We start from the raw sequence: 22,942 nt of genomic DNA on the forward strand, positions 1-22,942 counted from the left end.
AATCGGCATTCAGCCACCAAAATAAAGCAATTGATTACTTTCTTTTAGAGAAAATCCAATGGCAACCGTAAAAGCCCCCGATAAACGCACCTACCAAAGCACCGAACTACGCCAGTCCGCCACCATCGAGGCGGTTGTTCAGCTGTGTGCCGAACAGGACCCGGCCACCCTGACCACCGCCCGGATTGCGGATGAAGTGGGACTGTCGCAGGGCGCGCTGTTCAAGCATTTCCCGAACAAGAACCGGTTGTGGGAATCAGTGGCAGGCTGGGTCTCGGAGCAGCTGACCAGCCAGGTGTTCCGGGAGGCAGATCGGCATGAACACGCTGACAGAGCCCTGGAAGCTATGTTCCTTGCCCACGTGGGCTTTATCGCCCGGCACCCGGGCATCCCCCGCCTGATGCTGGGAGAGCTGCAAAAACCCGGCAACGGCCCCGCAAAAACCATCGTCCGCCAGACACTTGCCCGCTACCGAAAAAAGGTAGTCGGTTTACTCGAGCTCGGCATCGAACAGGGGCGCATAGCCGCCGGTATCGATACCGAAGCGGCGGCGGTGTTGTACCTCGGCGCCATTCAGGGGCTGGTGGTTCAGGGCATGGTGAGTGGCGAAATGGCTGCCCTTGAGCAGACTGCTCCCCGAATCTTCAAACTTTACAGCGCCAGCTTCCAGGAGATGCCCGATGACCCGGAAAAATAAACTGACTCTGGCGCTGGCCCTGATTGTTGGCATTGCCTTTGTGGTGATCATGGTAAGGCTGAAACAGCCACCGGAAAGAGTCGAGGCACAGGCAACCGCAACGCCGGTGCGGATTATGGAAGTCACGCCCCGTGAGTTCCGTACCGAAGCCCGCGGGTATGGTCAGGTGCTGCCGGCCCGAAGCTGGAATGCGGTGGCCAACGTGGGTGGCCGGGTTATCTGGAAACACCCGGAGCTGGAAAGCGGCAATCTGATCCCAGAGGGCACGCGGCTGCTTGAGATCGACCCGACCCGCTATGAACTGGCCGAAGCCTCCGCCAGCGCGGACCTGGCCGGCATTGAAGCGGAGCTGCGACAACTGGACCAGGAAGAGCGCAATACCGACGAGTTACTCAAGCTGGAAGAACGCCGGTTAACACTGGCCCGGCGGGAGCTGGACCGGGCTGAAACCCTGGTGGCGCGGGGTGCCCTGTCGCAAACCCGCTACGACGAGCAGCAACGAGCCACCCTGCAACAGGAGCAGGCGGTCCAGACCCTGCGCAACCAGCTGAACCTGGTTCCGGTCCGGCGTGACACCCTGCAAGCCCGCATGGCCCGGGCGGAATCTGCCCTGGCCAGTGCCCGGGAAGACCTGGACGACACCCGTTTCGAAGCGCCCTGGGATCTGCGGGTACACCAGGCCAACATCGACACCGGCCAGCATGTCAGCCCCGGGCAGACACTGTTTATTGCCGACGATATCACCCGCGCCGAAGCCACCGTGCAGTTGGAAGTGGCGGAACTGCGCCGGGTGCTGTCGCAGTTGTCCGGGGGCAGCCTGCCGGAAACGGGTTCCACCAACCACTTCACCGACTTTCATGATCAATTGCCCCTGGGCGAGCTTGATATCCGGGTAACCCCCACCAACGTGCCGGATGCCCACTGGCCCGGCAAACTCACACGGGTCACCAGTAGCCTGGACCAGGCCACCCGCACCGTCCAGGCTGTTATTTCTGTAGACGAACCCTACCGCAACGCCAATCCGCCAGCACGCCCGCCCCTGGTCCGCAACATGTTTGTGCAGGCCAGCATTACCGCGCAGACTCCGGAGCCCGTCATCGTCATCCCGGCCAGCGCGGTGCATCAGGGTGTGGTGTACCTTGCTGACGAGGACAACCGCCTGCAGCGCCAGCCAGTGTCTGTCGCCTGGCAACAAGGTGAAGATGTCATTATCGATGACGGACTGGCACCGGGAGACCGGCTGGTTCTGGATGACCTGGTTCCTGCCATCGACGGCACCCCGCTGGCCCCGGGAGATCAGCCATGATCCGCTGGTTCGCGGGGCACCCGACCGCCGGTAACCTGCTGCTGATCCTGATTCTGGCAGTAGGCCTGTTCGCCGCGCCCAACCTGACCCGGGAAACCTTTCCGGACTATCTGCCGCCGGAAGTCAGCATTACGATGGAATACCGGGGCGCCACCGCCGCGGATGTAGAGGAAGCCATTTGCCAGCGGCTGGGTGAAGCGCTACAGCGGGTGGATTACATGAAGGAGGTTTCCTGCAGCGCCCGGGATAACCAGGCCCAGACCATTGCCAGCATGGAACCCCGGGGTGATATGGGCCGGTTCCTGGACGATATCCGCACGGAAATCGAAGCCCTGACCGACCTGCCCGAAGAAGCCGAAGACCCCGTCATCCAGGAGCTTTACCGCACCAGCCTGGTTGCAGCAATCGCGGTTTACGGGCCCATGAGTTTCTCTCACCTGGAAGCCTACACCAGTCAACTGGAAGACCGCCTGTTCGCCATGGACGGGGTGGCCGATGTGATTCCCGTGGGCCTGTCCCAAAGCCAGTGGCACATCGAAGTGTCCCGGGACCTTCTGCGCCAGTATGGCCTGGGCGTGCGCGATATTGCCCGGGCCATCAACAGCCAGAACCTGGACATGCCCCTGGGCACTATCGAGACCGACAGCCAGGACATCCAGCTGCGGTTTATGGATGAACGCCGCTCCCTGCAGGCCCTGGCCGAACTGCCTGTGATCGGTGGAGAAGCCGGCGCTGTGCTGACGCTGGGCGACATTGCCACCATCACCGAAGCTCACGAACGGGAAGAGGAACGGGTGGATTTCAACGGCCAGCGCGCCATCGTTCTGGAGATCCACAAAAACCGCCATGACGATGCCCTGCGGGTGATGGATTCCCTGGAAGCCTTTATCGACGAGGAAAAAGCCCGCCGTGGCGGCAATGTCGAGCTGGAAATTACCCAGAACATGACCTCGATTGTGAAGGACCGCCTGCAAATGCTGGTGGGCAACGGTATTACCGGTCTGCTGTTGGTGGGCCTGGTGATGGCCCTGTTCTTCCGCCCCCGCCTCGCCTTCTGGGCCCTGTTTGGCTTGCCCGCTGCCTTTGCCGGGGCCTTTGTGGTGATGGCCCTCACCGGCCTGTCCCTGAACATGATTACCCTGGTGGCCCTGCTTATGGCCATCGGTATTGTGATGGACGATTCGGTGGTCATCACCGACAACATTGCCCAGTGGCACGCCGACGGCAACAGCCCGCTGGAGGCGGCCGCCAAAGGAACCCAGGAGATTCTGCCAGGGGTCCTTTCCTCCTTCCTGACCACGGTGTCCGTGTTCATCCCGCTGGCGTTTCTGGCCGGAGAGCTGGGCGCGGTGCTGGAGGTACTGCCGGTGGTGTTGATTGCGGCGCTGGCCGCCTCGCTGATCGAAGCCTTCTGGATACTGCCTCACCACCTGAAAAGCGGCCTGGGCAAGAGACGCGAGAAGGCCCCTTCCCGTTTTCGTTCCGCCTTCGACAACGGTTTTGAAAACGTCCGGGAGAAAGTGGGGCAACTTGCCGACCGCGCTATCCGGTTCCGCTACGGCGTACTGGCCGCTATGCTGCTGATACTGCTGGGCTCGGTGGGGCTGATGGCCGGCGGCCATGTGCGTATGGAAGCCATGCCGGAAATCGACGGCGATGTACTGGAAGCCCGGGTGCTGATGCCCCAGGGCACGCCCCTGCACCAGACCCGGGCCATTGCCGAACGCATCACCTCGGCCATGCTCCAACTCAACGAGGAATACACGCCAGACCAGCCCGACCAGCAAGTCCTGGTACAGAACATCCAGACCCGCTTCAACCAGCACGCCGGTGCCGGCGAGAAAGGCGCCCACGTGGCCACGGTGATGGCCGATCTGCTGACCGCGGAGCTGCGCACCGTGGACCTGGCTACCCTCACCGACCGCTGGTATGAAGAGATCGGAGACATCCCCGGCCTGATCGCCCTCAATATCCAGGAACCCGGTTTCGGCCCCGCGGGCATTCCCATTGAAGTGCGCCTGCAGGGTACTGACCTGGATGAGCTGAAGGCCGCGGCCCGGTATCTGAGCGACGAAGTTGCCACCTATAACGGCACCTTCAACGTGCTGGATGATCTTCGCCCCGGCAAGCCCCAGCGCACCCTGTCGCTGAACGACCGCGCCCTGTCGCTCGGATTGACGGCATCCGACGTGGCCAGCCAGATTCGAACCGGGCTGCTCGGGGATATCGTGGATACGGTGCAGATTGGCGATCAGCACATCGAAATCCTGGTGCGCCAGACCAGCGCCGAGCGCAATACCCGCCAGTTTCTGGAAGACACCGTGATCACCACCGGCAAGGGCCAGATGGTGCCCCTGCGGGAGGTGGCCGATATAACCGAGGAACGCCAGTGGGCTCAGGTGACCCGGATTGACGGCCTGCGCACGGTCACCGTGTCTGCCGATGTGAACGGCCGGACAACCAACGCCGATGCCATCGTGGCGGATTTACAGAGCCAGGTATTCCCGAAACTTCAGGAGCAATGGCCGGAAATCACCCTGCAGGTAGAAGGCCAGACCGCCCGCTCCCGGGAAACCGGCCAGTCCATCGCCCGAGGCTTGCTGATCGGCCTGCTGGGGATCTTCCTGATCCTGTCTTTCCAGTTCCGCAGCTACCTGGAGCCGGTCATTGTGATGCTGGCCATTCCGGTCGCATTTATGGGAGCCGTCTGGGGCCACCTGCTGATGGGCTACAACCTGTCCATGCCGTCACTGATTGGTGCCGCTTCACTGGCCGGGATAGTGGTGAACAACGCCATCCTGCTGGTGCAGTTCATCAAGAGCTACCGGGAACAGGGCATGAGTGCACAGGAAGCTGCCGGTGCCGCCAGCCGGGCCCGCTTCCGGGCCATCCTGATTACCACCAGCACCACCGTAGCGGGCTTGTTGCCACTGCTGGCGGAAACCAGCACCCAGGCCATGGCAGTGATTCCACTGGTGATATCCGTGGTTTTCGGCCTGCTGGTGTCCACCGTGCTGATCCTGATTGCCTTGCCGGCACTCTATGGGATTCTTGAGGATTTGGGGTGGGCAAAAGCACCCGTCCCTGACAAAGCATAGCGTCACTGCTATGGTGCCTAAAACCTGCAAGTAAAAGGAATCAATGAAATGACGACCAGAAGTGGAAAGTTGCTGACAGCCTTGCTGCTGGGCCTGTCACTCTCAACCAGCTCACTTGCGGCAGAGCCCGTTACCCCCAAGCTCACCGATAAACTGAGTCGGCTGTTACAAGAAGAAATGCGCTCCGTACAGGCTGCCATGACCACGATTCATTCTGCCATGGTCATGGGCCAGCATGAGGATGTTGCCGAGAACGCCCAGCAGATCCACGACAGTTTCATCCTCTCTCAGTCCATGACCGACCAGGACCGTAAAGACCTGATGTCCGCCGTGCCCGAGGATTTCGTAAAACTGGACCAGGAGTTCCACGAGCTTGCCGCCGCACTGGCGGAGGCGGGCCGGACCGAAGATACGGACGAACAGCAAAAGCTGTTTGGCGAGATGACACGGAACTGCATCCAGTGCCACAGCACCTACGTTTCCGACCGTTTCCCGGGCGTTCAAGCCATTAAAGACTGAGCGGGATCAGCCCACCAGGTCCATACCGGGCCTGCCATACCAGTACCCGTTGCAGGGCGGTGCCTCTACCAGTTGCAGCGGGTCGGTGGCCGGCACTATACCCTGGCGTACCTGATCAAAGCGCTGCACCACCTCATCCATACCCTGGTGTTCCGGGCTCAGGCGCACCGTGCCTACCCCCATACGCGCCATATCCGGTAACTCCCGCATCAGGTCATAACGGGAACCTGACAGGGTCGAGGTCCCGTTGAGCCGGAACAGCTCCTGGCTTTCACGGGAGCGCAGCTCCATACCATCCGGATGCTCCAGGCAGCGGAACTCACAGTTATCCTTGGGCAGGTTGTAATGGCGGGCGGTAAAGCAGCGGGAAGACCAGGCCAGGGGCAGGAACCCCCAGGAAAACACCTCTGCGGGCAGGTCCAGCCCTTCGGCTTCCAACTCCCTGATGAGCTGTTCAAGGGTTTCCTTGCCCAGTTCAACCGGCAGATTCCAGCCTTGCAGCCCTTGGCGGGCCAGGATTTTCAGGGTGGCCGTATTGTAGATATTCATGGAGGGGCCGGTGATAAACGGAAGGTCATTCCGGATGGCCATCTGCAGGGCACTCTGGTCGTTGGCTTCCACCAGGAACTCGTCCTGCTCGCAGAACCGGCGCAGGCGACGCAGATCCGCTTCTGATTCGATCAGTGTGAGGGTGGAGAGCACCACATCCTTGCCGCAGGCCTTCAGGTCCCGGGCCAGGTCCAGCCAGTCATCCGGTTTCAGCTCCCGCCGGCGAGAGCACACCACCTCGCCCAGATAAATGGTATCCACCGGCCATTCGGCTGCCTTCGCATAGAAATCAAAAACACTTTGTTTGGACCAGAACCACAGGATGGGGCCCAGAGATAATTTCATCATGATCTCAGCACCTTATTTCCACTTGCGATGGTAAGCGCCCAATGTGGTGAGCCCACCTTCGGACAACCCGGCGAGGGTGGATTGCCAGGCTGGGTCGACGGCGAATTCCGGCCCCCTTTCCAACCGCTCCAGCGCCTGGCGCCAGGTGCGGGCCACATCGGCGATATACGACGGGCTGCGCTGGCGGCCTTCGATCTTGACGGCGCTGATGCCCAGGGCTTTGAGTTCCGGCAGCAAATCCAGGGTGTTCAGGCTGACCGGCTCCTCAATGGCATGGTAGATGTCGCCTTCCACGTCGAACCGGCCCTTGCACAGCGTTGGATAACCGGCCGACTCGCCCCGGGCGTAACGGTCGATCAGCACATCGTTGAGGCGGGATTCCAGGCTGCCATCGCCGGTTTCCTCCCATCGCACGGCCTTGGCCGGCGAGCAGGCGCCCTTGCTGTTGGGGGACTCGTCGGTGAGATACGACGACAGGTAACACCGGCCTTCGGCCATGATGCAGAGGCTGCCGAAGGCAAATACCTCCAGCTCCACCGGGCTGTGTTTTGCCACACCTTTGACCTGATCGAGGGAAAGCACACGGGGTAACACCGCCCGGCGAATATCGAAGTTGTCCTTGTAGAACCGGAGCGCCTCATAACTGGTGGCCGAGCCCTGTACGGACAGGTGCCGGGGCAGGTCCGGGTAGCGATTGGCGGCATAATCCAGCAGCCCCATATCGGCCAGTATAACGGCATCCACCCCCAGGCTGGCGGCACGATCAACCGCGGACGTCCACGTCTGCCAACCCTGGGGCTGGGGATAGGTATTGATGGCACAGAACACCCGGGTGCCTTTGGCGTGGGCATACGCAATGCCCTCGGAAGCCCGTTTGTCATTGAAGTTGAGGCCGGCAAACTGACGGGCGTTGGTGCTGTCCCGAAAACCGAGATAGACGGCATCGGCACCATTATCTACAGCCGCTTTGAGGGCGGGCAGACTGCCGGCGGGGCAGACAAGTTCCATGGTGTTCTCCGGAAACTGAATATTTCCGGAGACCCTATCCTTTCCGCATGGGCGACGCCTTGACCGTTATCAGCACAGCGGTGAGGGGCTACGGATTACCCATATGGTAGTACCCTACGGGTTATCCCCTATCAGGAATTTTTATCTTTATATTCAAAGATATAACAAGGCGTTACACATCCTTTCATTCAGAAACTACCTCTTCGTTTACCCCATGGTGCCGATACCAACCCCTGGCACCCTCACCCACAATGGCGGCAAGACTTAAGGAAGGGGCAGTCTCATGAACGTCATCAATAACCTATCCATGCGCGGCAAGCTGATCACCCTGGTGTTGCCGGCGCTTCTTGTCATCATTTTCTTTGCCATTATCAGCATTACTGAAGATGCCGCCGAGTACCGGAACATGAGCCAGTTAAAGGCCATGGTGAAGCTGGCCGAAATCGGTGATCCCCTGGTGGAAGCCCTGCAGAAAGAACGAGGCCGCTCGGCTGTGATGCTGGCTGCCGAGCCGGGGTCCGAAGCCGAGCAGCAAGCCAGACGAATACTGGGGAACCAGCGTCAGCAGGCCAACAGCGCCCTGTCTGACTATCGTTCAGAAGTCCAGGCACTGCGGGCTGAGACGGATCTTGATGACATCGTTACCGGGAGTATTGAACGCCTGGATACTGAGCTGAACCGCCTGAACGCCCTCCGGCAGGACGTTGACCGTCGGGACCTGAACGGCGCCGAGGCCGGCAAGCGTTATACCGGACTGATCACCGAGATCATCGACAGGGTCCCCCTGCTGGTCCGTCGCTCCACAGATGCCGCGCTCACCCGCGAGATCAATGCCTACTACGCCCTGGCGCAAACCTCCGAAATGGCCGGCAGAGAGCGTGCCGCTGGCGCTGCGTTGATCCGCTCCGGTAATTTCGACCTTCCCGCCGTGGGCCGGGCTGCGGCATTGAAAGGTCAACAGGACGCCTGGTACCGCAATGCCGTTGACATGCTCGCCTCTGACGACCCTCTGCACCGCAGGCTGGGCGGATTTGTGGCTGGCACTGAAGTGCAGGCACTCCAGGCGCAACGGGAGACTTTGCTGAGCAGTGCTTCCGGTATGTATGCACTGGACGCGAACGAATGGTTTGAAACGTCCACCCGGGCCATCGAGGCACTGAACATTATTCGCCAGGAAACGCTGTCCCGGGTTGAGATCGCGGCTGCGAAGGCTGTTGGTCGGGCAAGAGACGATCTGATCAGTGCGTTGGTGATCGCCGGGGCCGCCATCCTCTTCGTGATCGCTCTGATGTCTCTCATCATCCACGCCATTCACCGGCAGGTGAACGAATTGCTGACCGGCGTTCAGTACGCCATGGATGAAAAGGACCTGACCCGGGAGATTCCGGTATCCAGCAAGGACGAAACCGGCACCATTGCCAAGGCCATCAACACACTGTTCAGCCGCTTCGGAGAGGCTCTGGCGCAGATCGACAGGGCCAGTGTGCAACTGGCCACCGCCACCGAAGAGACCAGTTCCACCGCCAACCAGAACACCAAGCAGGTGAAAGACCAGCAGCAACAGATCGAGCAGGTTGCGGCCGCCACCGAGGAAATGTCCTCCACATCGGAGGAAATCTCCCGCAACACCCAGCAGGTGGCGGAAGCGTCTGGCAGCGCCATGGAAAAGAGCCGCAACGGTGAGCAGGTACTGCACGCCAGTGTGCGCCAGATCCGCGATCTGGCCGGCTCGGTGCAGGAAGTAAACCAGGTGATCGAGGAACTGGAAAACCGCAGCAGCACCATCAGCGACGTGGTAGATGTCATCCGCAAAGTGGCAGACCAGACCAACCTGCTGGCCCTCAACGCCGCCATCGAAGCCGCCCGGGCCGGCGAGCATGGCCGTGGCTTTGCTGTGGTGGCCGATGAAGTCCGAACCCTCGCTCAACAGACCCATGAGTCCACCACGCAGATCGAGGAAATCATCAACGGATTCAGAGACATTACCGACAGCGCCAGCCGTTCCATAAGCGCCAGTCACAAGCTGGCGAATCAGACCAGCGAGCAGGCATCAGAGATGGAACAGACCTTTGCCGATATCCTTCTGGATGTGAACGGCATTTCCGATATGGCAACACAAATAGCCACGGCGTCAGAGCAACAGGTTTCGGTCACCCGCGAACTGGCCGGCAATATGGAGAGCATCAGCGAGTCCGCCATCCTGACCCTCACCGGATCACAGGAGATCACCCAGGTCACCACCGAGCAGGCCCGCCTGGCCCGGGCACTGCAGGACCTGGCCAATGAGTTCAGGGTGACCACCGCCTGAACTGACAGGAAAAAGGGGACCCTCAGGTCCCCTTTCTGTTCTCAGGCGGTCCAGTGGTCGTCCGAAAACGCCATTACACTGCCCTTGCCACTTTCAATGTCCTTCAGCAGCCAGTCAGTCTCCGGCAACAGCTTCTCGAAATAGAAGCGCGCCGAGATCAGCTTGCTTTCCAGCAGCGGCGTATTGCCGGTACCTTTGTCCAGCCCCAGCTGGGCAGCAGCGGCCATACGGGACCAGAGATAGCCAATCACCGTCAGTGCCATCAATCGCAGGTAGGGTGTTGCGGCTGCGCCGGCCTGCTCTGGGTCCTTCGGGGCATGACTGGCCAGCCACATGGTCGCCGTTTCGAGACGTCTGATGGCGGCCTTGAGCTCTTCCCGGTGAGGCGCGTCCGGATTGTCCTTCAGGTAGCCAGTCAACTCTGCGAACAGGCTACGAACCAGGGCTCCGCCCTTGAGACCAAGCTTTCGCCCCACCAGATCCATGGCCTGGATGCCATTGGTGCCTTCGTAGATTCTGGCAATCCGACCGTCCCGGACCAGTTGTTCCAGCGGCCAGTCGGTGGTAAAGCCCGAGCCCCCCAGTACCTGGAGCCCGGTGTTGGCGTTGTTGAACCCCTCATCAGTGAGGAAGGACTTGACCACAGGGGTCAGCAACTGGACGAGGTTATCGGCGGTTTCCCGGACGCTCTCGTCACCATGGGCCACCGACAGGTCAAGCTGGTGACCGGTAAACAGTGCCATGGCCCTCATGCCCTCGTTAAGGACTTTCTGGCGCATCAGCATCCGGCGCACATCCGGGTGCACGATGATCGGGTCAGCGGGGCCTTCAGGGTTTTTCGGACCACTCAGGGAGCGGCTCTGCAGCCGCTCCCGGGCGAAACCAAGGCTTTCCTGGTATGCCATTTCCGCCAGGCCGAGCCCCTGCATACCGACCATCAGCCGGGCTTCGTTCATCATGGTGAACATGGCTCGCATGCCGTCGTTCGGCTCGCCCACCAGCCAGCCTCTGGCACCTTCGAAGTTCATCACACAGGTGGCCGAGCCCTTGATACCCATCTTGTGTTCCAGGCCTCCACAGAACGCCGGGTTACGCTCACCACTGTCGGGGAGGAACTTGGGCACCACAAACAGCGAAATGCCCTTGGTGGTATCCGGGGCGCCCGGCAGTTTCGCCAGCACCAGATGGACAATGTTGTCCACCAGGTCGTGCTCGCCGCCGGTAATCCAGATCTTGGTGCCCTCTATGGCATAGCTGCCATCTTCATTGGGCGTGGCGCGGGTGCGGATCATGCCCAGATCAGTACCACACTGGGGCTCGGTCAGGCACATGGTGCCGGTCCATTCGCCGGAAATGAGTTTCTCAAGATAGGTCTGGCGCAGTTCATCGGAGCCATGCCGGTAAAGTGCGCTGATGGCGCCATGGGTCAGCCCGGGATACATGCCCAGAGAAAGATTGGTCGAACAGACCATTTCGTCCACTACAAACTTGAGGGTATGTGGCAGCCCCTGCCCGCCGAACTCCAGTGGCGCATCTAGGGCAGTCCAGCCACCCTCCGCAAACTTGCGATAGGCCTCTTTGAAGCCCTCGGGAGTGGTTACACTGCGGGTTTCCGGATCGTAGTGACAACCCTGACGGTCACCCACCTGATTGGTGGGCTGGATCACCTCCGCCGCCAGTTTGCCGGCCTCATCAATAACCGCCGAGATCAGGTCCGGCGTTGCGTCCGCGTAGGCCTCAAGCTCGTGGAGCCGGCCAACACCCAGTACATCGAACAACAGAAAACGAAGGTCACTTGCAGGCGCCTGGTATTGCATGGGTTCTACTCCTCAGCACAATCGCGTCTAGGTGGGGCAAAGCGCACCACGAATGGATTAACTGAGGATTCATACGGGCGTTTGATTCAGCCGGTTCAGTAACGCCTCAAATGATACGGGAAAACCGCTGGGATGCGCCTTCCTTGCGGTACAGATCGAAAATCTGGCAAATCGCCCGGATCAGCAAGCGGCCAGCAGGCTGGACCTGCAGCACGCGCCCGTCATCGGCAACCAGCTCATCCTGAATCATCGGCCGCAGGCGACACAGTTCATCGGCAAAATAGCCATCGAATTCCACGCCCCACGCTGCCTGAAGCTGCTCCCGGTCCAGCCGGAACTGGCAGATCAACTGGCCGATCACCCAGCGACGCACCTGATCGTCACGGGTCAGGGCCACGCCACGGATGGTGGCCAGCTCACCCGCGTCGATCGCCTGCTCCCAGGCCGGCAGGTCATGGTTGTTCTGGAAGTAGGCATCATCGGTCTGACCAATAGCCGAAACCCCCAGCGACACCAGATCGCAGTCTGAGTGGGTGGTGTATCCCTGGAAGTTACGGTGCAGGCGCCCTTCCCGCTGGGCCACCGCCAGGGAATCATCCGGCTTGGCGAAGTGGTCCATGCCGATGTATTCGTAGCCTGCCTCCAGCAGACGATTGATGGTGTTGTGCAGGATGGTCAGCTTCTGCTGCGGGCTGGGTAACGTGTCACCCTGGATCCGGGTCTGGGGATAGAACCGGTCCGGCAGGTGGGCATAGCTGAACACCGAGAGCCGGTCCGGTGACATCTCCAGTACCGACTCCAGGGTCTCGGCAAAGCTTTCCGGGGTCTGGTAGGGCAGCCCGTAGATCAGGTCCAGGTTGATGGACCGGAAGCCGATGCGGCGTGCCTCGTTCAGCACCGCCTCGGTCATTTCCCGGGGCTGGATGCGGTTCACCGCCTTCTGAACTTCGGGATTCACGTCCTGCACGCCCAGACTGATACGGTTGAAGCCCAGTTTCCACAGGGTTGGCAGGGTATCGTCGTCCACTTCCCGGGGGTCGATCTCCACGCTGTAGTCCCGCTCGTCGCCGGTTTCCAGGTTGAACAACTCGCCATAACCGGCCATCAGGTGCTCCATCACATCCTTCGGCAGGAAGGTAGGTGTGCCGCCGCCCCAGTGCAACTGCTGAACCGGCCGGTCAGCGCCGAACAGCTTCGACTGCATGGCCGCTTCTTTCAGCACCCGCTCCACGTAGGGCATGGCCTTGTCACGCTTCTTGGTGATCACCTTGTTGCAGGCGCAGTAGTAGCACAGGTGGGCACAGAACGGCAGATGGGTATACAGCGAGACCGGTCCGCCAGCCGCGCGGCTGCGTTCCGCGGCCCGCACCATGTCCGTTGCCCGGAATTCCGGCGTGAACTCCACGGCCGTGGGATAGGACGTGTACCGGGGGCCGCTCAGGTCGTAACGGCGGATCAGGGCATCGTCCCAGATAAAGGCGGGAAGGACAGACTCGGCAGTAGCCAGGGAAGCGGGCATATCAGGTACTCAATTGGCAATGGACAGGCAGTACCCAGTCTAGGCGAAGCACCTTCACCGGATATTGATCAACGTCAGTTACAGTTTACTCCGGCCTGGCCTGAACCACCCTCGGACTAATGGCGTACTTTCACTATCCCTTTGGTAATAGGCGTACCCGATCCATGGCCAACCTGATACTGATCCTCGGCGACCAGCTCAGCCACACCCTCAGCGCCCTGGAGGATGCCGCCCCCGGCAAAGACCTCGTGGTAATGGCGGAAGTGCACGATGAGGCCAGTTACACCAACCACCACAAGAAGAAACTGGTGCTGATATTCAGCGCCATGAGGCACTTCGCCCGGGAACTGGAGGATCGCGGCTTTCAGGTTCACTATCACCAATACGACCCTGCCAGCCAATGCCAGAGCCTGGCGCAGGTCGTTCAGGAAGTGGCAGGACAGCTCAACCCCGAAAAAGTGGTCACCACCGAATGCGGCGAGTACCGGCTGGATGCCCAGATCCGCCAGTGGCACAAGCAAATGGGCGTCCCGGTGGAAATCCGCCCGGATACCCGGTTTCTGGCCAGCAAGGACGAGTTCGCCCGCTGGGCAGAAGGTCGCAGACAACTGCGCATGGAGTTCTTCTACCGGGAGATGCGCCGCAAGACGGGCCTACTGATGACGCCGGAGGGAGACCCCGAGGGTGGTCACTGGAACTACGATGGCGATAACCGCCGCAAATGGACTGGCAAACCACCGGCACCCGCCCCGTTCCGGGTGGAACCCGACCAGCTTACCCGTGACGTCATCGACCTGGTGGAAACCCACTTCAGCAGCCACTTCGGCACCACCGAAGACTTCCATTTTGCGGTCACTGCCGATGATGCCCGGGCAGCGCTGGACCACTTTATCGATTTTGCCCTGCCCTGCTTCGGCGACTATCAGGACGCCATGTCGGACGACGAAGACTGGCTGTTCCACTCCATCCTGTCCCCCTACCTGAACTGCGGCCTTCTGGAGCCCATGGAGGTCTGCGAGGCTGCGGCTCGGGCGTGGTACACCGGCCAGGCCCCGATCAATGCGGTGGAAGGGTTCGTGCGCCAGATCCTCGGCTGGCGGGAGTTCGTGCGGGGCATCTACTGGCTGAGAATGCCGGACTACGCCCGGGAAAACCGCCTGGGCAACCAGCGCCCCCTGCCCTGGCTCTACTGGAGTGGCGACACCCATATGCGCTGCATGCAGCGGGCCATCGACAGCACCCGTCGCAACGGCTACGCCCACCACATCCAGCGCCTGATGGTCACAGGCAACTTTGCCCTGCTGGCGGGCGTGCGCCCTGAGGACATCTGCGACTGGTATCTGGCGGTGTATGTGGACGCCTACGACTGGGTCGAGCTACCCAACACCCTGGGCATGGTCATGCACGCCGACGGCGGCTACCTGGGCTCAAAGCCCTACGCCGCCAGCGGCAAGTACATCAACCGGATGTCGGACCACTGCAGCCAGTGCGCCTATAACGTCAACCGCACCACCGAAGACGATGCCTGCCCCTTCAATGCCCTGTACTGGCACTTCATGGATCGTCACCGGAAGGACTTTGACAATAACCCGCGGATGAGGATGATGTACCGGAACTGGCAGCGGCAGGATGAGGATCGCAGGAAGGCTACCCTTGAACGCGGCGACTGGCTGCTCGCCCATCTGGAAACGCTTTAGTGTGCCGTTTGGTCAAGGCCCCAGTCCACAGACTTGGCGTTTCCGGCGTCAAGCAGGAGGTCAGCGAACTAACCAGACGGAACACCAGAAGTCTGGCGGTCGCTTCCCGCAAGTTGAACTATGCTGTAAAAGCATCCGGGTATGTCATCCAGGAAAGTCAAAGGCCACCCACAACACACTGTTTTTCCCGTGGCGTCATCCGATCGCTGTATGCCGCCGCAGGTAAGTGGATCAACGGAACCGATGTCGCCATGAAGTACCTGCTCTGCCTCGTGCTTGCCCTGCCGCTCTGCGGACTGCCTGGCGCCAGCGCCGATGCACGCACACTGAACCTGTATACGTTCCACTCACCCCCCTATCAGGACAGGCCTCCTCCGGCTGAGGGTAGCCTTCAACGACCATTCGGCACAACGGTGGAAACGGTCCGCTGTGTGGCCAACATCATGGACTGGCAGACCCGGATCCGTATCGTCCCCCAGAACCGCGCCCTGCATGGTCTGCAGAATCATCTTATCGATGGCTACTTCGCTGTGGACGAATCCGATCTGCTGAACCGGTTTGCACAGCCCACCGCCCCGGTCGCTCTGGAGAAATGGTATTTCTACTCCCTCGCGCCAATAGAGGATTTTTCCCGGGCCCGCATAGCCACCATCGCCGGCAGCAACGAAGCCATCTGGCTCGAACAGAGCCGATACGGCACTGCGCTTACCGTCACCTACCCTGAGCAATTACTGGCCCTGCTGGAAAGAGGACGGGTTGATGCCGTGCTGATGGACGAACGGGTCATGTCGTTACAGCAGCACAAGGACAACAACCCGGACAACCTGCACAGCCGTTTCGTGCGCTTTGCGCCCCTCAGCCTGTACGTCACCCTGCCCTTCGCCGCCGCCAACCCGTCGTTCCTGAATGAGTTCAATGGCCATATAGCGGAATGCATGAACGGCGGATTCGAGCTGAGCGAAAAGGAAAGGGCATCCGCGACGACCGCAGCCCGCGCCCTGATGAATGAGCTGGTGGCGGCTTACCATCTTCCGGCCTATCTTAAGGATCCCGAACCACCCGCCCAGTTGAGCCGTATTCTCGAACTCGACGAGCGCTGGCAGGAGCAGGCGCCCTATCGGGCATCGGAAAAAGCAGCGGAAATATTGAGCTCCCGGCTGAGCGTAAAACTGGCTCAGTGGCAATATGAGCAGGGCGGTGGGGTGACCGAAATCCTGGTGATGGATACCGTCGGGGCCAACGTTGCCATCAGCGTGCTGACCTCCGACTACTGGCAGGGTGACGAGCGCAAATTCACAGCCATTGCCGGCAAGGGCAGCGATGCGCTCTATCTGGGCCCGGTACGCTTCGACCCGTCAGCCCAGGAGTTCCAGGTAATCGCCTCGATGCCGGTACACGATCCGGACACCGGGCAGTTTATCGGTGGCGTGGCCCTGGGCCTGAACATCGAACATATATTGCGTAGCCAGTACCTGCTCCCGGTGGAGTAACTATTGCGGCTTGTCCGCTTTCTCGAGCCTGACCACCCGCCCGTTCTTCAGCACCACCACACGGCGGAACTGGTTCCGGCCAAAGTCGTACAGCCATTCCTGGACCGGCACCACACCCTGAACCGTGCCGGTATGACGGTACTCCCCAGGGGCCGACATCGCCGACCATTCAACCCGGCTCGACAGTGGCTCACCGCAGCGGGATACCACTTCGAACTCGCTGGTGCCAGCACCGATGGCCGACGGCGAGCAGGGACCCGGGCTGTCGCCGGAAAACCCGTAGCCCAGGCTTTCCTCCCGTTGCAGTTTACCGTTGCGGAATTCAAACCGGCGCATGAACTGGCTCGGGCCGTGGTTGTAATACCAGTGCTCCATCTCTTCCACCACGCCGATACCGGGGATGGTGGCAGAGGGATAAGTGGCGATGTAATCCGGCTTGCCGCAGCTTTCTTCCACTTCCACCGGCCAGTCACCGATATCCACCAGCGAGGCGCCACAGCGAATGCTGGCATGAGTCGCCGTAGACAGCGATGCCAGAGCTGTCAGACAGACAGCCTGCCAAGGAGAAGCTGCGCGCATGTAACAATGCAATCCCACCATAAACGGACCCCGTCTCCCCCGCCTGATTGCCAGTCTATTTTTGACCATACCTCCAAACTCAAACGCTCTATATGCCCGACGTCACCTACAATAGCAAACGTCACGGCTTTGCCGCTCCGCGATTTGAGGCCGGCATTAAATCGCTCAATTGTCGAATTCTGTGACCGTCTGGACGGCCACCTGTAGTGGGGTTGGGAGTTACACAGGTTTATTGTCAGGCTCTTACGGACGAATGCGTTTCTCGCTTTCCGGGTCGAAGAACACAACCTTTCTCATATCGAACATCAGCTCAGCCTCCTCGCCCCATTCCACTGGATGCTCCGCATCCAGCCGGCACTGCACATCAATATCATTGAGGCGAATAACCGCAAGCACGTCCGGCCCGGTCGGCTCGGTGACCTCCACCGTGAACCTGCCCTCTGTCACCATCCCATTATCCCTTTTCTGTTCGTCGGGCTGGCTTATGTGTTCTGGTCGGATACCAAGCACCACACGTTTGCCAACCCAGCTCTCCAGATACTCCGGCGCTGGCAAAACCAGTTCGCGCCCGTCGTTACCTTCGACCGTCACTGACAGACCCGCCTCCGATCTTTCAACCGTTACCCCGATAAAACTCATGGAAGGCGAGCCCATGAAACTGGCTACGAAAAGGTTCTCTGGAGTGTCGTAGACTTCCTTTGGTGTGCCCAGTTGCTGCAACTCGCCACCCTTGAGCACGGCAATCCTGTCTGCCAGGGTCATGGCCTCGATCTGGTCATGGGTGACGTACACGATTGTGGTTTTCAGTCGCTGGTGTAGCTTCTTGATCTCGGTACGCATTTCCACCCGCAGCTTGGCATCCAGGTTGGAAAGCGGCTCGTCGAACAGATAGATCTTCGGCCTGCGGGCCAGCGCACGCCCCATGGCCACACGCTGTTGTTGGCCGCCAGAAAGCCGGGATGGCTTCTTGTCCAGCAATGGGGATATCTGAAGCAGGTCGGCCACCCGCTCCACCTCCTGACGGATTTCCTCTTTCGGCATCCCGCGAATCTTGAGGCCGAAGGCAATGTTTTCGCGCACGGACATGGTGGGATAGAGCGCGTAGGACTGGAACACCATGGCGATGTCCCGGTCCTTGGGCTCCATAGCGGATATGTCCTTGCCATTCACCACAATCGACCCGCCGGTAATGGTTTCCAGGCCGGCAATGCTGTTCATCAGCGTGGACTTACCACAGCCGGATGGACCGACGAGGGTCAGGAACTCGCCTGAGGAGATGTCAATGTTGATGCCTTTGAGGGTCTCATCATGGGCCCCTGCGTAGGTCTTGCGGATGTCCCGCAGTTCAAGTTGTGACATTGTTGCTTTACCCTTTAACCGAGCCGGCCGTCAGGCCGCGTATAAAGTACTTGCCAGCCACGATATACACCACCAGTGTTGGCAAGGCGGCGATCATGGCGGCGGCCATATCCACGTTGTATTCCTTCACCCCGGTACTGGTGTTCACCAGGTTGTTCAGTGCGACCGTTATGGGCTGGCTGTCGCCGCTGGCGAACACCACACCAAACAGGAAGTCGTTCCAGATCTGGGTGAACTGCCAGATCAGCGACACCATGAAGATTGGCGTGGACAGGGGCAGCAGGATACGGAAGAAAATGGTGAAGAAGCCGGCGCCATCCAGCCGGGCAGCCTTCACCAGGGCATCAGGGATGGCCACGTAGTAGTTACGGAAAAACAGCGTGGTGAAAGCCACCCCGTAGATCACATGAACCAAAACCAGTCCGGCGGTAGTGTTGGCCAGGCCTAGCTTGCCCAGGGTGGCCGCCATTGGCAGAAGCACAACCTGGAACGGCACAAAACAGCCAAACAGCAGCATGCCAAACATCAGGTCAGAGCCCTTGAACTTCCACTTGGACAACACATAGCCGTTAAAGGCACCCAACAACGTGGAAATCAGCACTGCCGGAACCGTCATCTTGAACGAATTCCAGAAGAACCCTCTGACTCCTTGGCACTGAACACCGGTGCAGGCCTCGGACCAGGCCTTGGTCCAGCCCACGACAGTCCAGTCTGCAGGAAGCGAAAGCAGGTTGCCGGTGCGGATATCCATGGGTGTCTTGAAGCTGGTGATCAACATGACGATCAACGGAATCAGGTACACCAGGCATGCCAGTAGCAGCACCCCGTAGATTGCAATGCGACTGGGGCGGAACCCGCTACGAACCACATCAGTCATGGCGCTTCTCCCTCAGTTCGGAATACAGGTAAGGCACCAGCAGTGCGAGAATGGCCCCCAGCATCAGCATGGCGCTGGCGGAACCAAGGCCCATCTGGCCGCGGGTAAAGGTGTGGGCGTACATGAACACCGCGGGCAAATCGGTGGAATAGCCAGGCCCACCAGAGGTCATGGCCATAACCAGGTCAAAACTCTTTATGGCGATGTGGGCCAGTACCATCACGGAGCTGAAGAACACCGGCCGCAGCGAAGGCAGGAGGATTTTCCAGTAGATCACCGGCAGGCTGGCGCCATCCACCCGTGCGGCGCGAATAATCGACGAATCAACACCCCGGAGGCCAGCCAGGAACAGGGCCATGACAAAGCCGGAGGCCTGCCACACCGCGGCCATAACAATGGTGTAAATGGCAAAGTCAGATTCCACCAGCCAGTCAAAGCTGAACGAGGTCCAGCCCCAGTCGTGCATGAGTTTTTCCAACCCCAGACTGGGATTCAGGATCCACCGCCAGACGGTGCCCGTTACAATCATGGACAGCGCCATGGGGTATAGGTAGATGGTGCGGATGGCACCTTCCTGGCGGATGCGCTGATCCAGGAAAGTCGCAAGTACCACACCAAACAACAGGCATATCCCGATGAACAGTCCCCCGAAGATCGCAAGGTTCCACGATGCGACCAACCAGCGCTCGCTCTCCAACAGCTTGGCGTACTGATCAAGACCGACGAAATCGTAGCTGGGCAGGAAACTGGAGTTGGTAAAGGACAGCACGCCCGTCCACAACATGTAGCCGTAGATACCAATGCCCACCAGTATAAAGGTTGGCGCCACCACCAGCTTGGGTAGCCAGCGCTGCAAGCCATCCATCAGGTCAGACGATGCCCTGGCCACCTCGGCAGGGCGACGTTGAATGTGTTCCATGAAAACTCCCCCCAAAAAACCCTAAGGCCGCCCCGCCGGGCGGCCTGATACGGCATTACATTGCGGACTGGATGGCTGCTGCCAACTGGTCCGTGGTTTTTACCGGATCCGGGTTGCTGGAGTTAACGAAGTTGGTGACCACATCGAAGATCTGACCCTGGATGTAGCTGGTGGTCGCCAAGCCGTGAGAGAAACTCGGCACGAGCCCACCATCGTCAGCACTGGCCTTGAACGTCTCCATCGATGCCTGAGCACAAATATCAAATTCGCCCATATCCATGTCGGTACGAACCGGGATGGAACCCTTGTTCTGGTTGAACAGGGTCTGGAACTCGGGTTCCAGAATGGTACGCGCCAGATCCTTCTGCGCCTTGATGTCCTCGTCCTCTGTCAGGCTGAACATGGCGAAGGAATCCACGTTGAAGGTGAACTGACCCGCAGTGCCTGGAGCCGGCGCACACAGGTAGTCCTCACCCGGTGTCAGCCCGGCAGCGGTGAATTCGCCCTTGGCCCAGTCACCCATGATCTGCATGGCCGCCTCACCGCGAATCACCATGCCGGTGGCTGTGTTCCAGTCGCGGCCAGCAGCGTCGTCATCCACGTAGCTCATGACCTTGGCGAACTGCGCGAAGACCTCTTCCATTTTATCGCTGTTAATCACGTCCATATCGTGCTCAACAAATGCCTTGCGATAATCCTCGGGGCCCAGTTCCGCCAGGGCGACCGCGTCAAACACGGTTGCGTCCTGCCAGGGCTGGCCGCCGTGGGCCAGGGGAATGTACCCCTCGGCCTTGAGCTTATCGGCCACTTCGAAGAACTCGTCCAGTGTGGTGGGAACCTCAACGCCGGCATCCTTCATAACCTCCGGGTTCACCCACAACCAGTTCACTCGGTGCACGTTCACCGGCACAGCCACGTACTCACCCTCGTACTTCATGACATCGGAAATCATGGGTGGAATAAGCTGGTCCCAGTTTTCGGCGTCGGCAACACTGTCCAGATTGGTCAGGAAGCCGAGCTCCGCCCATTCACGAATGTCCAGGCCCTTGATCTGGGCTGCCGCGGGCGGATTACCAGAAACCGCTCGGGTTTTCAGCACAGTCATGGCGGCTTCACCACCACCGCCAGCTACCGCGAAGTCTTTCCAGGTATGGCCCTGCTCTTCCATCATTTCTTTCAGGGCGGCAGCGGCCCGGGCTTCACCACCGGCGGCCCACCAGTGCAGAACTTCCACTTCACCGGCCTGAACGGCCGCTGTTGGCATCAGGGCGGCAGACACCGCCAGGGCAGTAAGATGACGCTTGAACGTTTTCATGATAAATCCTTATTTTTGTTGGACAGACACTTGTCGTTATCAGAACCAGATTTCCATCTGGGTACCGAAGGTCCACTGGCTACCGCCAAAGTCTTCCTGGCCGAGAGCGTCGCCGCCGTCGTAGCGATTCAGCTCGTCGTCCCAGGTGGAGTAGCTGGCGAAAACACGGATTTCCGGGCGAATCCAGAATCCGCCCACCTGAGGCTTGAACGTCGGTGCAATGGTGAAACGGGCATAATCGCCATCCACGTCACCGCGCCCTTCGTAGCCTTCGGTTTGCAAATCCATCACCTGCCAGGAGGCCTCGTACTGCATCTCGAAGTTGGCATTCAGTTCGTTGGCCAGGCGGGCGCTGAGGGTCAGCCACTGGTAATCATCCCCTTCCACATAACGGTCCTTGCTCGTTTCCGCCAGGATCGCCGGTGCAATCCGCCAGCTATCATTCAGCCGGGTAGTTCCGTAGGCTGCTATTCGGGTGCTGACAGCATCTTCATGCAGGTTTCCATCGGCGCCGATGTTCTTGACTTCCGCGCCCAGGCCCTGTCCGTGCAACAGCGCCAGCTTGAAGCTACCGTCGGACACCCCGAAGAAGCTGTCGCCGTGGTAGGCCAGCATGGTTTGCACCCCCGTGTCGGCCGCTTCCATAACGCCTCCGACGATACGATCATCATTATCAGCAGCGGACATACCGTTGATCAGCCACTGGATGTTGCCGAAGTAGTTATTCGCGGTGAGGATCAGATTGTCGGTGTCGGACTCGCCGTCGGTGGTGTCAGGATCGGAGGGAAATTCCAGGAAGCTGCGGCCATAAAAGGAAAAGTTGGACTTCGCTGACTCGCTGAAGGCCACATCGTATATACCGGCACCGGTGCCCCCCAGGAATACGATGTCACTGTCGAGCCAGTGGATATCAAAGTCGAGGTCCCGGTCAAAGCGCTTACCGGCCCAGATCGAGGCATCCTCAAAAATGCCGGTAAAGCTGGCGAGATTACTGAATTCCACATAGGCCTGACGCACGTTCAGGGCGCCGTCTCCGTCGGTCCAGTCGTTACTGGAGGTGGTAGAATCGGCAATCATCAAGCGGTAATGAGCCTTGGTGCCGTTGTCCGCCACAGTCTTGTAGTTGAGGATGGCTTCCAGGTAGGTGTCGGGCTCGTTACCCAGTCGACCCACGGCACCACCAACGGATCCGGCAGGGGTCAGGTACGGGCCACCGGGAGCACTTTTACCATCGCTGTTGAGCAGCAGCCCGGATCGGGCATAGGTGTTGAACGAGAACCCCTCGTCACCCCGGGCATGGGGTTCGACCTCTGCCAATTGCTGTTCCAGGGCAGACAGACGCTCTTCCACACTTTCCTGGGCTTGCGTGTGGCTGGCAAACAGCCCCAGTGAAGCCACACTTACGGCAATCGCCAGTCGGTGACCGGCCATGGCATCACTAGTCCAGACATTACGATACGATTTACAGGTATTCATGATGACTCCTTGTTTTTGTTTTATTGGCAAGTTCAGAGTCTATGGCAATACCTGGAAGGGG

Annotated in this window: 17 protein-coding genes; 7 read left to right on the plus strand and 10 right to left on the minus strand. The window is 59.9% G+C overall.

The genetic code is table 11. The features are described from left to right. Nucleotides 1–58 precede the first annotated feature (58 nt). From ACFOZ5_RS09265 to ACFOZ5_RS09280, 4 genes are read left to right on the plus strand one after another with little or no spacing between them, the layout of a single operon-like run. Nucleotides 59–697: a TetR/AcrR family transcriptional regulator gene (locus ACFOZ5_RS09265; protein WP_379886759.1), complete on the plus strand. Its 639-nt coding sequence runs from the start codon at nt 59–61 to the stop codon at nt 695–697. Further along, the gene (locus tag ACFOZ5_RS09270) at nt 681–2,003 is read left to right on the plus strand and encodes an efflux RND transporter periplasmic adaptor subunit (RefSeq protein WP_379886760.1); all 1,323 of its coding nucleotides are present in this window, start codon (nt 681–683) and stop codon (nt 2,001–2,003) included. Before ACFOZ5_RS09265 ends, ACFOZ5_RS09270 begins: the two co-directional genes overlap by 17 nt. Then, on the plus strand, nt 2,000–5,101 hold the full coding sequence (locus ACFOZ5_RS09275) for an efflux RND transporter permease subunit (protein ID WP_379886761.1): 3,102 nt from the start codon (nt 2,000–2,002) through the stop codon (nt 5,099–5,101). The genes ACFOZ5_RS09270 and ACFOZ5_RS09275 overlap by 4 nt, the downstream gene beginning before the upstream one ends. A gap of 48 nt (nt 5,102–5,149) precedes the next feature. Continuing rightward, nucleotides 5,150–5,620, plus strand: coding sequence for a cytochrome c (locus tag ACFOZ5_RS09280; protein ID WP_379886762.1), 471 nt, complete (start codon nt 5,150–5,152; stop codon nt 5,618–5,620). Nucleotides 5,621–5,626: 6 nt separating this feature from the next. Here ACFOZ5_RS09280 and ACFOZ5_RS09285 read toward each other — a convergent pair whose 3' ends face one another. Together ACFOZ5_RS09285 and ubiU are read right to left on the minus strand one after the other, a co-directional pair. Continuing rightward, a complete protein-coding gene (locus ACFOZ5_RS09285; protein WP_379886763.1) occupies nt 5,627–6,517 on the minus strand; it encodes a U32 family peptidase in 891 nt (296 codons plus the stop codon). A gap of 12 nt (nt 6,518–6,529) precedes the next feature. Further along, nucleotides 6,530–7,525, minus strand: coding sequence for a ubiquinone anaerobic biosynthesis protein UbiU (ubiU, locus tag ACFOZ5_RS09290; RefSeq protein WP_379886764.1), 996 nt, complete (start codon nt 7,523–7,525; stop codon nt 6,530–6,532). Nucleotides 7,526–7,808: 283 nt separating this feature from the next. Here ubiU and ACFOZ5_RS09295 point away from each other — a divergent pair, with 283 nt between their 5' ends. Further along, entirely contained in the window at nt 7,809–9,833 is a 2,025-nt protein-coding gene (locus ACFOZ5_RS09295) for a methyl-accepting chemotaxis protein (RefSeq protein ID WP_379886765.1), read from the plus strand. A gap of 41 nt (nt 9,834–9,874) precedes the next feature. Here the strand turns inward: ACFOZ5_RS09295 and ACFOZ5_RS09300 are convergent, their stop codons facing one another. Beyond that, nucleotides 9,875–11,650 (minus strand): acyl-CoA dehydrogenase C-terminal domain-containing protein, encoded by a 1,776-nt coding sequence (locus ACFOZ5_RS09300; RefSeq protein ID WP_379886766.1) that lies wholly within the window; start codon nt 11,648–11,650, stop codon nt 9,875–9,877. Between the two features lie 106 nt (nt 11,651–11,756). Beyond that, nucleotides 11,757–13,169: an oxygen-independent coproporphyrinogen III oxidase gene (gene hemN / locus ACFOZ5_RS09305; RefSeq protein ID WP_379886767.1), complete on the minus strand. Its 1,413-nt coding sequence runs from the start codon at nt 13,167–13,169 to the stop codon at nt 11,757–11,759. A gap of 164 nt (nt 13,170–13,333) precedes the next feature. Between hemN and ACFOZ5_RS09310 the strand changes: the two genes are divergently transcribed. Both ACFOZ5_RS09310 and ACFOZ5_RS09315 read left to right on the plus strand, forming a co-directional pair. Next, entirely contained in the window at nt 13,334–14,866 is a 1,533-nt protein-coding gene (locus tag ACFOZ5_RS09310; RefSeq protein ID WP_379886768.1) for a cryptochrome/photolyase family protein, read from the plus strand. Nucleotides 14,867–15,117: 251 nt separating this feature from the next. Next, nucleotides 15,118–16,356, plus strand: a complete 1,239-nt coding sequence (locus tag ACFOZ5_RS09315; protein ID WP_379886769.1) for a transporter substrate-binding domain-containing protein — start codon at nt 15,118–15,120, stop codon at nt 16,354–16,356. Here ACFOZ5_RS09315 and ACFOZ5_RS09320 read toward each other — a convergent pair whose 3' ends face one another. The 6 genes from ACFOZ5_RS09320 to ACFOZ5_RS09345 form a co-directional block, all read right to left on the minus strand. After that, on the minus strand, nt 16,357–16,935 hold the full coding sequence (locus tag ACFOZ5_RS09320; protein WP_379886770.1) for a DUF2845 domain-containing protein: 579 nt from the start codon (nt 16,933–16,935) through the stop codon (nt 16,357–16,359). It lies immediately after the preceding gene. 243 nt (nt 16,936–17,178) lie between these two features. Further along, nucleotides 17,179–18,294 carry an ABC transporter ATP-binding protein gene (locus ACFOZ5_RS09325; protein WP_379886771.1) on the minus strand — a complete coding sequence of 372 codons (1,116 nt, stop codon included), beginning with the start codon at nt 18,292–18,294 and terminating at the stop codon, nt 17,179–17,181. Between the two features lie 7 nt (nt 18,295–18,301). Next, nucleotides 18,302–19,171, minus strand: a complete 870-nt coding sequence (locus tag ACFOZ5_RS09330) for a carbohydrate ABC transporter permease (protein WP_379886773.1) — start codon at nt 19,169–19,171, stop codon at nt 18,302–18,304. Then, a complete protein-coding gene (locus tag ACFOZ5_RS09335; protein WP_379886775.1) occupies nt 19,164–20,090 on the minus strand; it encodes a carbohydrate ABC transporter permease in 927 nt (308 codons plus the stop codon). The genes ACFOZ5_RS09330 and ACFOZ5_RS09335 overlap by 8 nt, the downstream gene beginning before the upstream one ends. Before the next feature lie 55 nt (nt 20,091–20,145). Next, nucleotides 20,146–21,405, minus strand: a complete 1,260-nt coding sequence (locus tag ACFOZ5_RS09340) for an ABC transporter substrate-binding protein (protein ID WP_379886776.1) — start codon at nt 21,403–21,405, stop codon at nt 20,146–20,148. Between the two features lie 39 nt (nt 21,406–21,444). Further along, the gene (locus tag ACFOZ5_RS09345) at nt 21,445–22,881 is read right to left on the minus strand and encodes a carbohydrate porin (RefSeq protein WP_379886777.1); all 1,437 of its coding nucleotides are present in this window, start codon (nt 22,879–22,881) and stop codon (nt 21,445–21,447) included. Between the last annotated feature and the right edge of the window lie 61 nt (nt 22,882–22,942).

It is taken from the genome of Marinobacter lacisalsi, assembly GCF_042651045.1.
Lineage (GTDB): Bacteria > Pseudomonadota > Gammaproteobacteria > Pseudomonadales > Oleiphilaceae > Marinobacter > Marinobacter lacisalsi.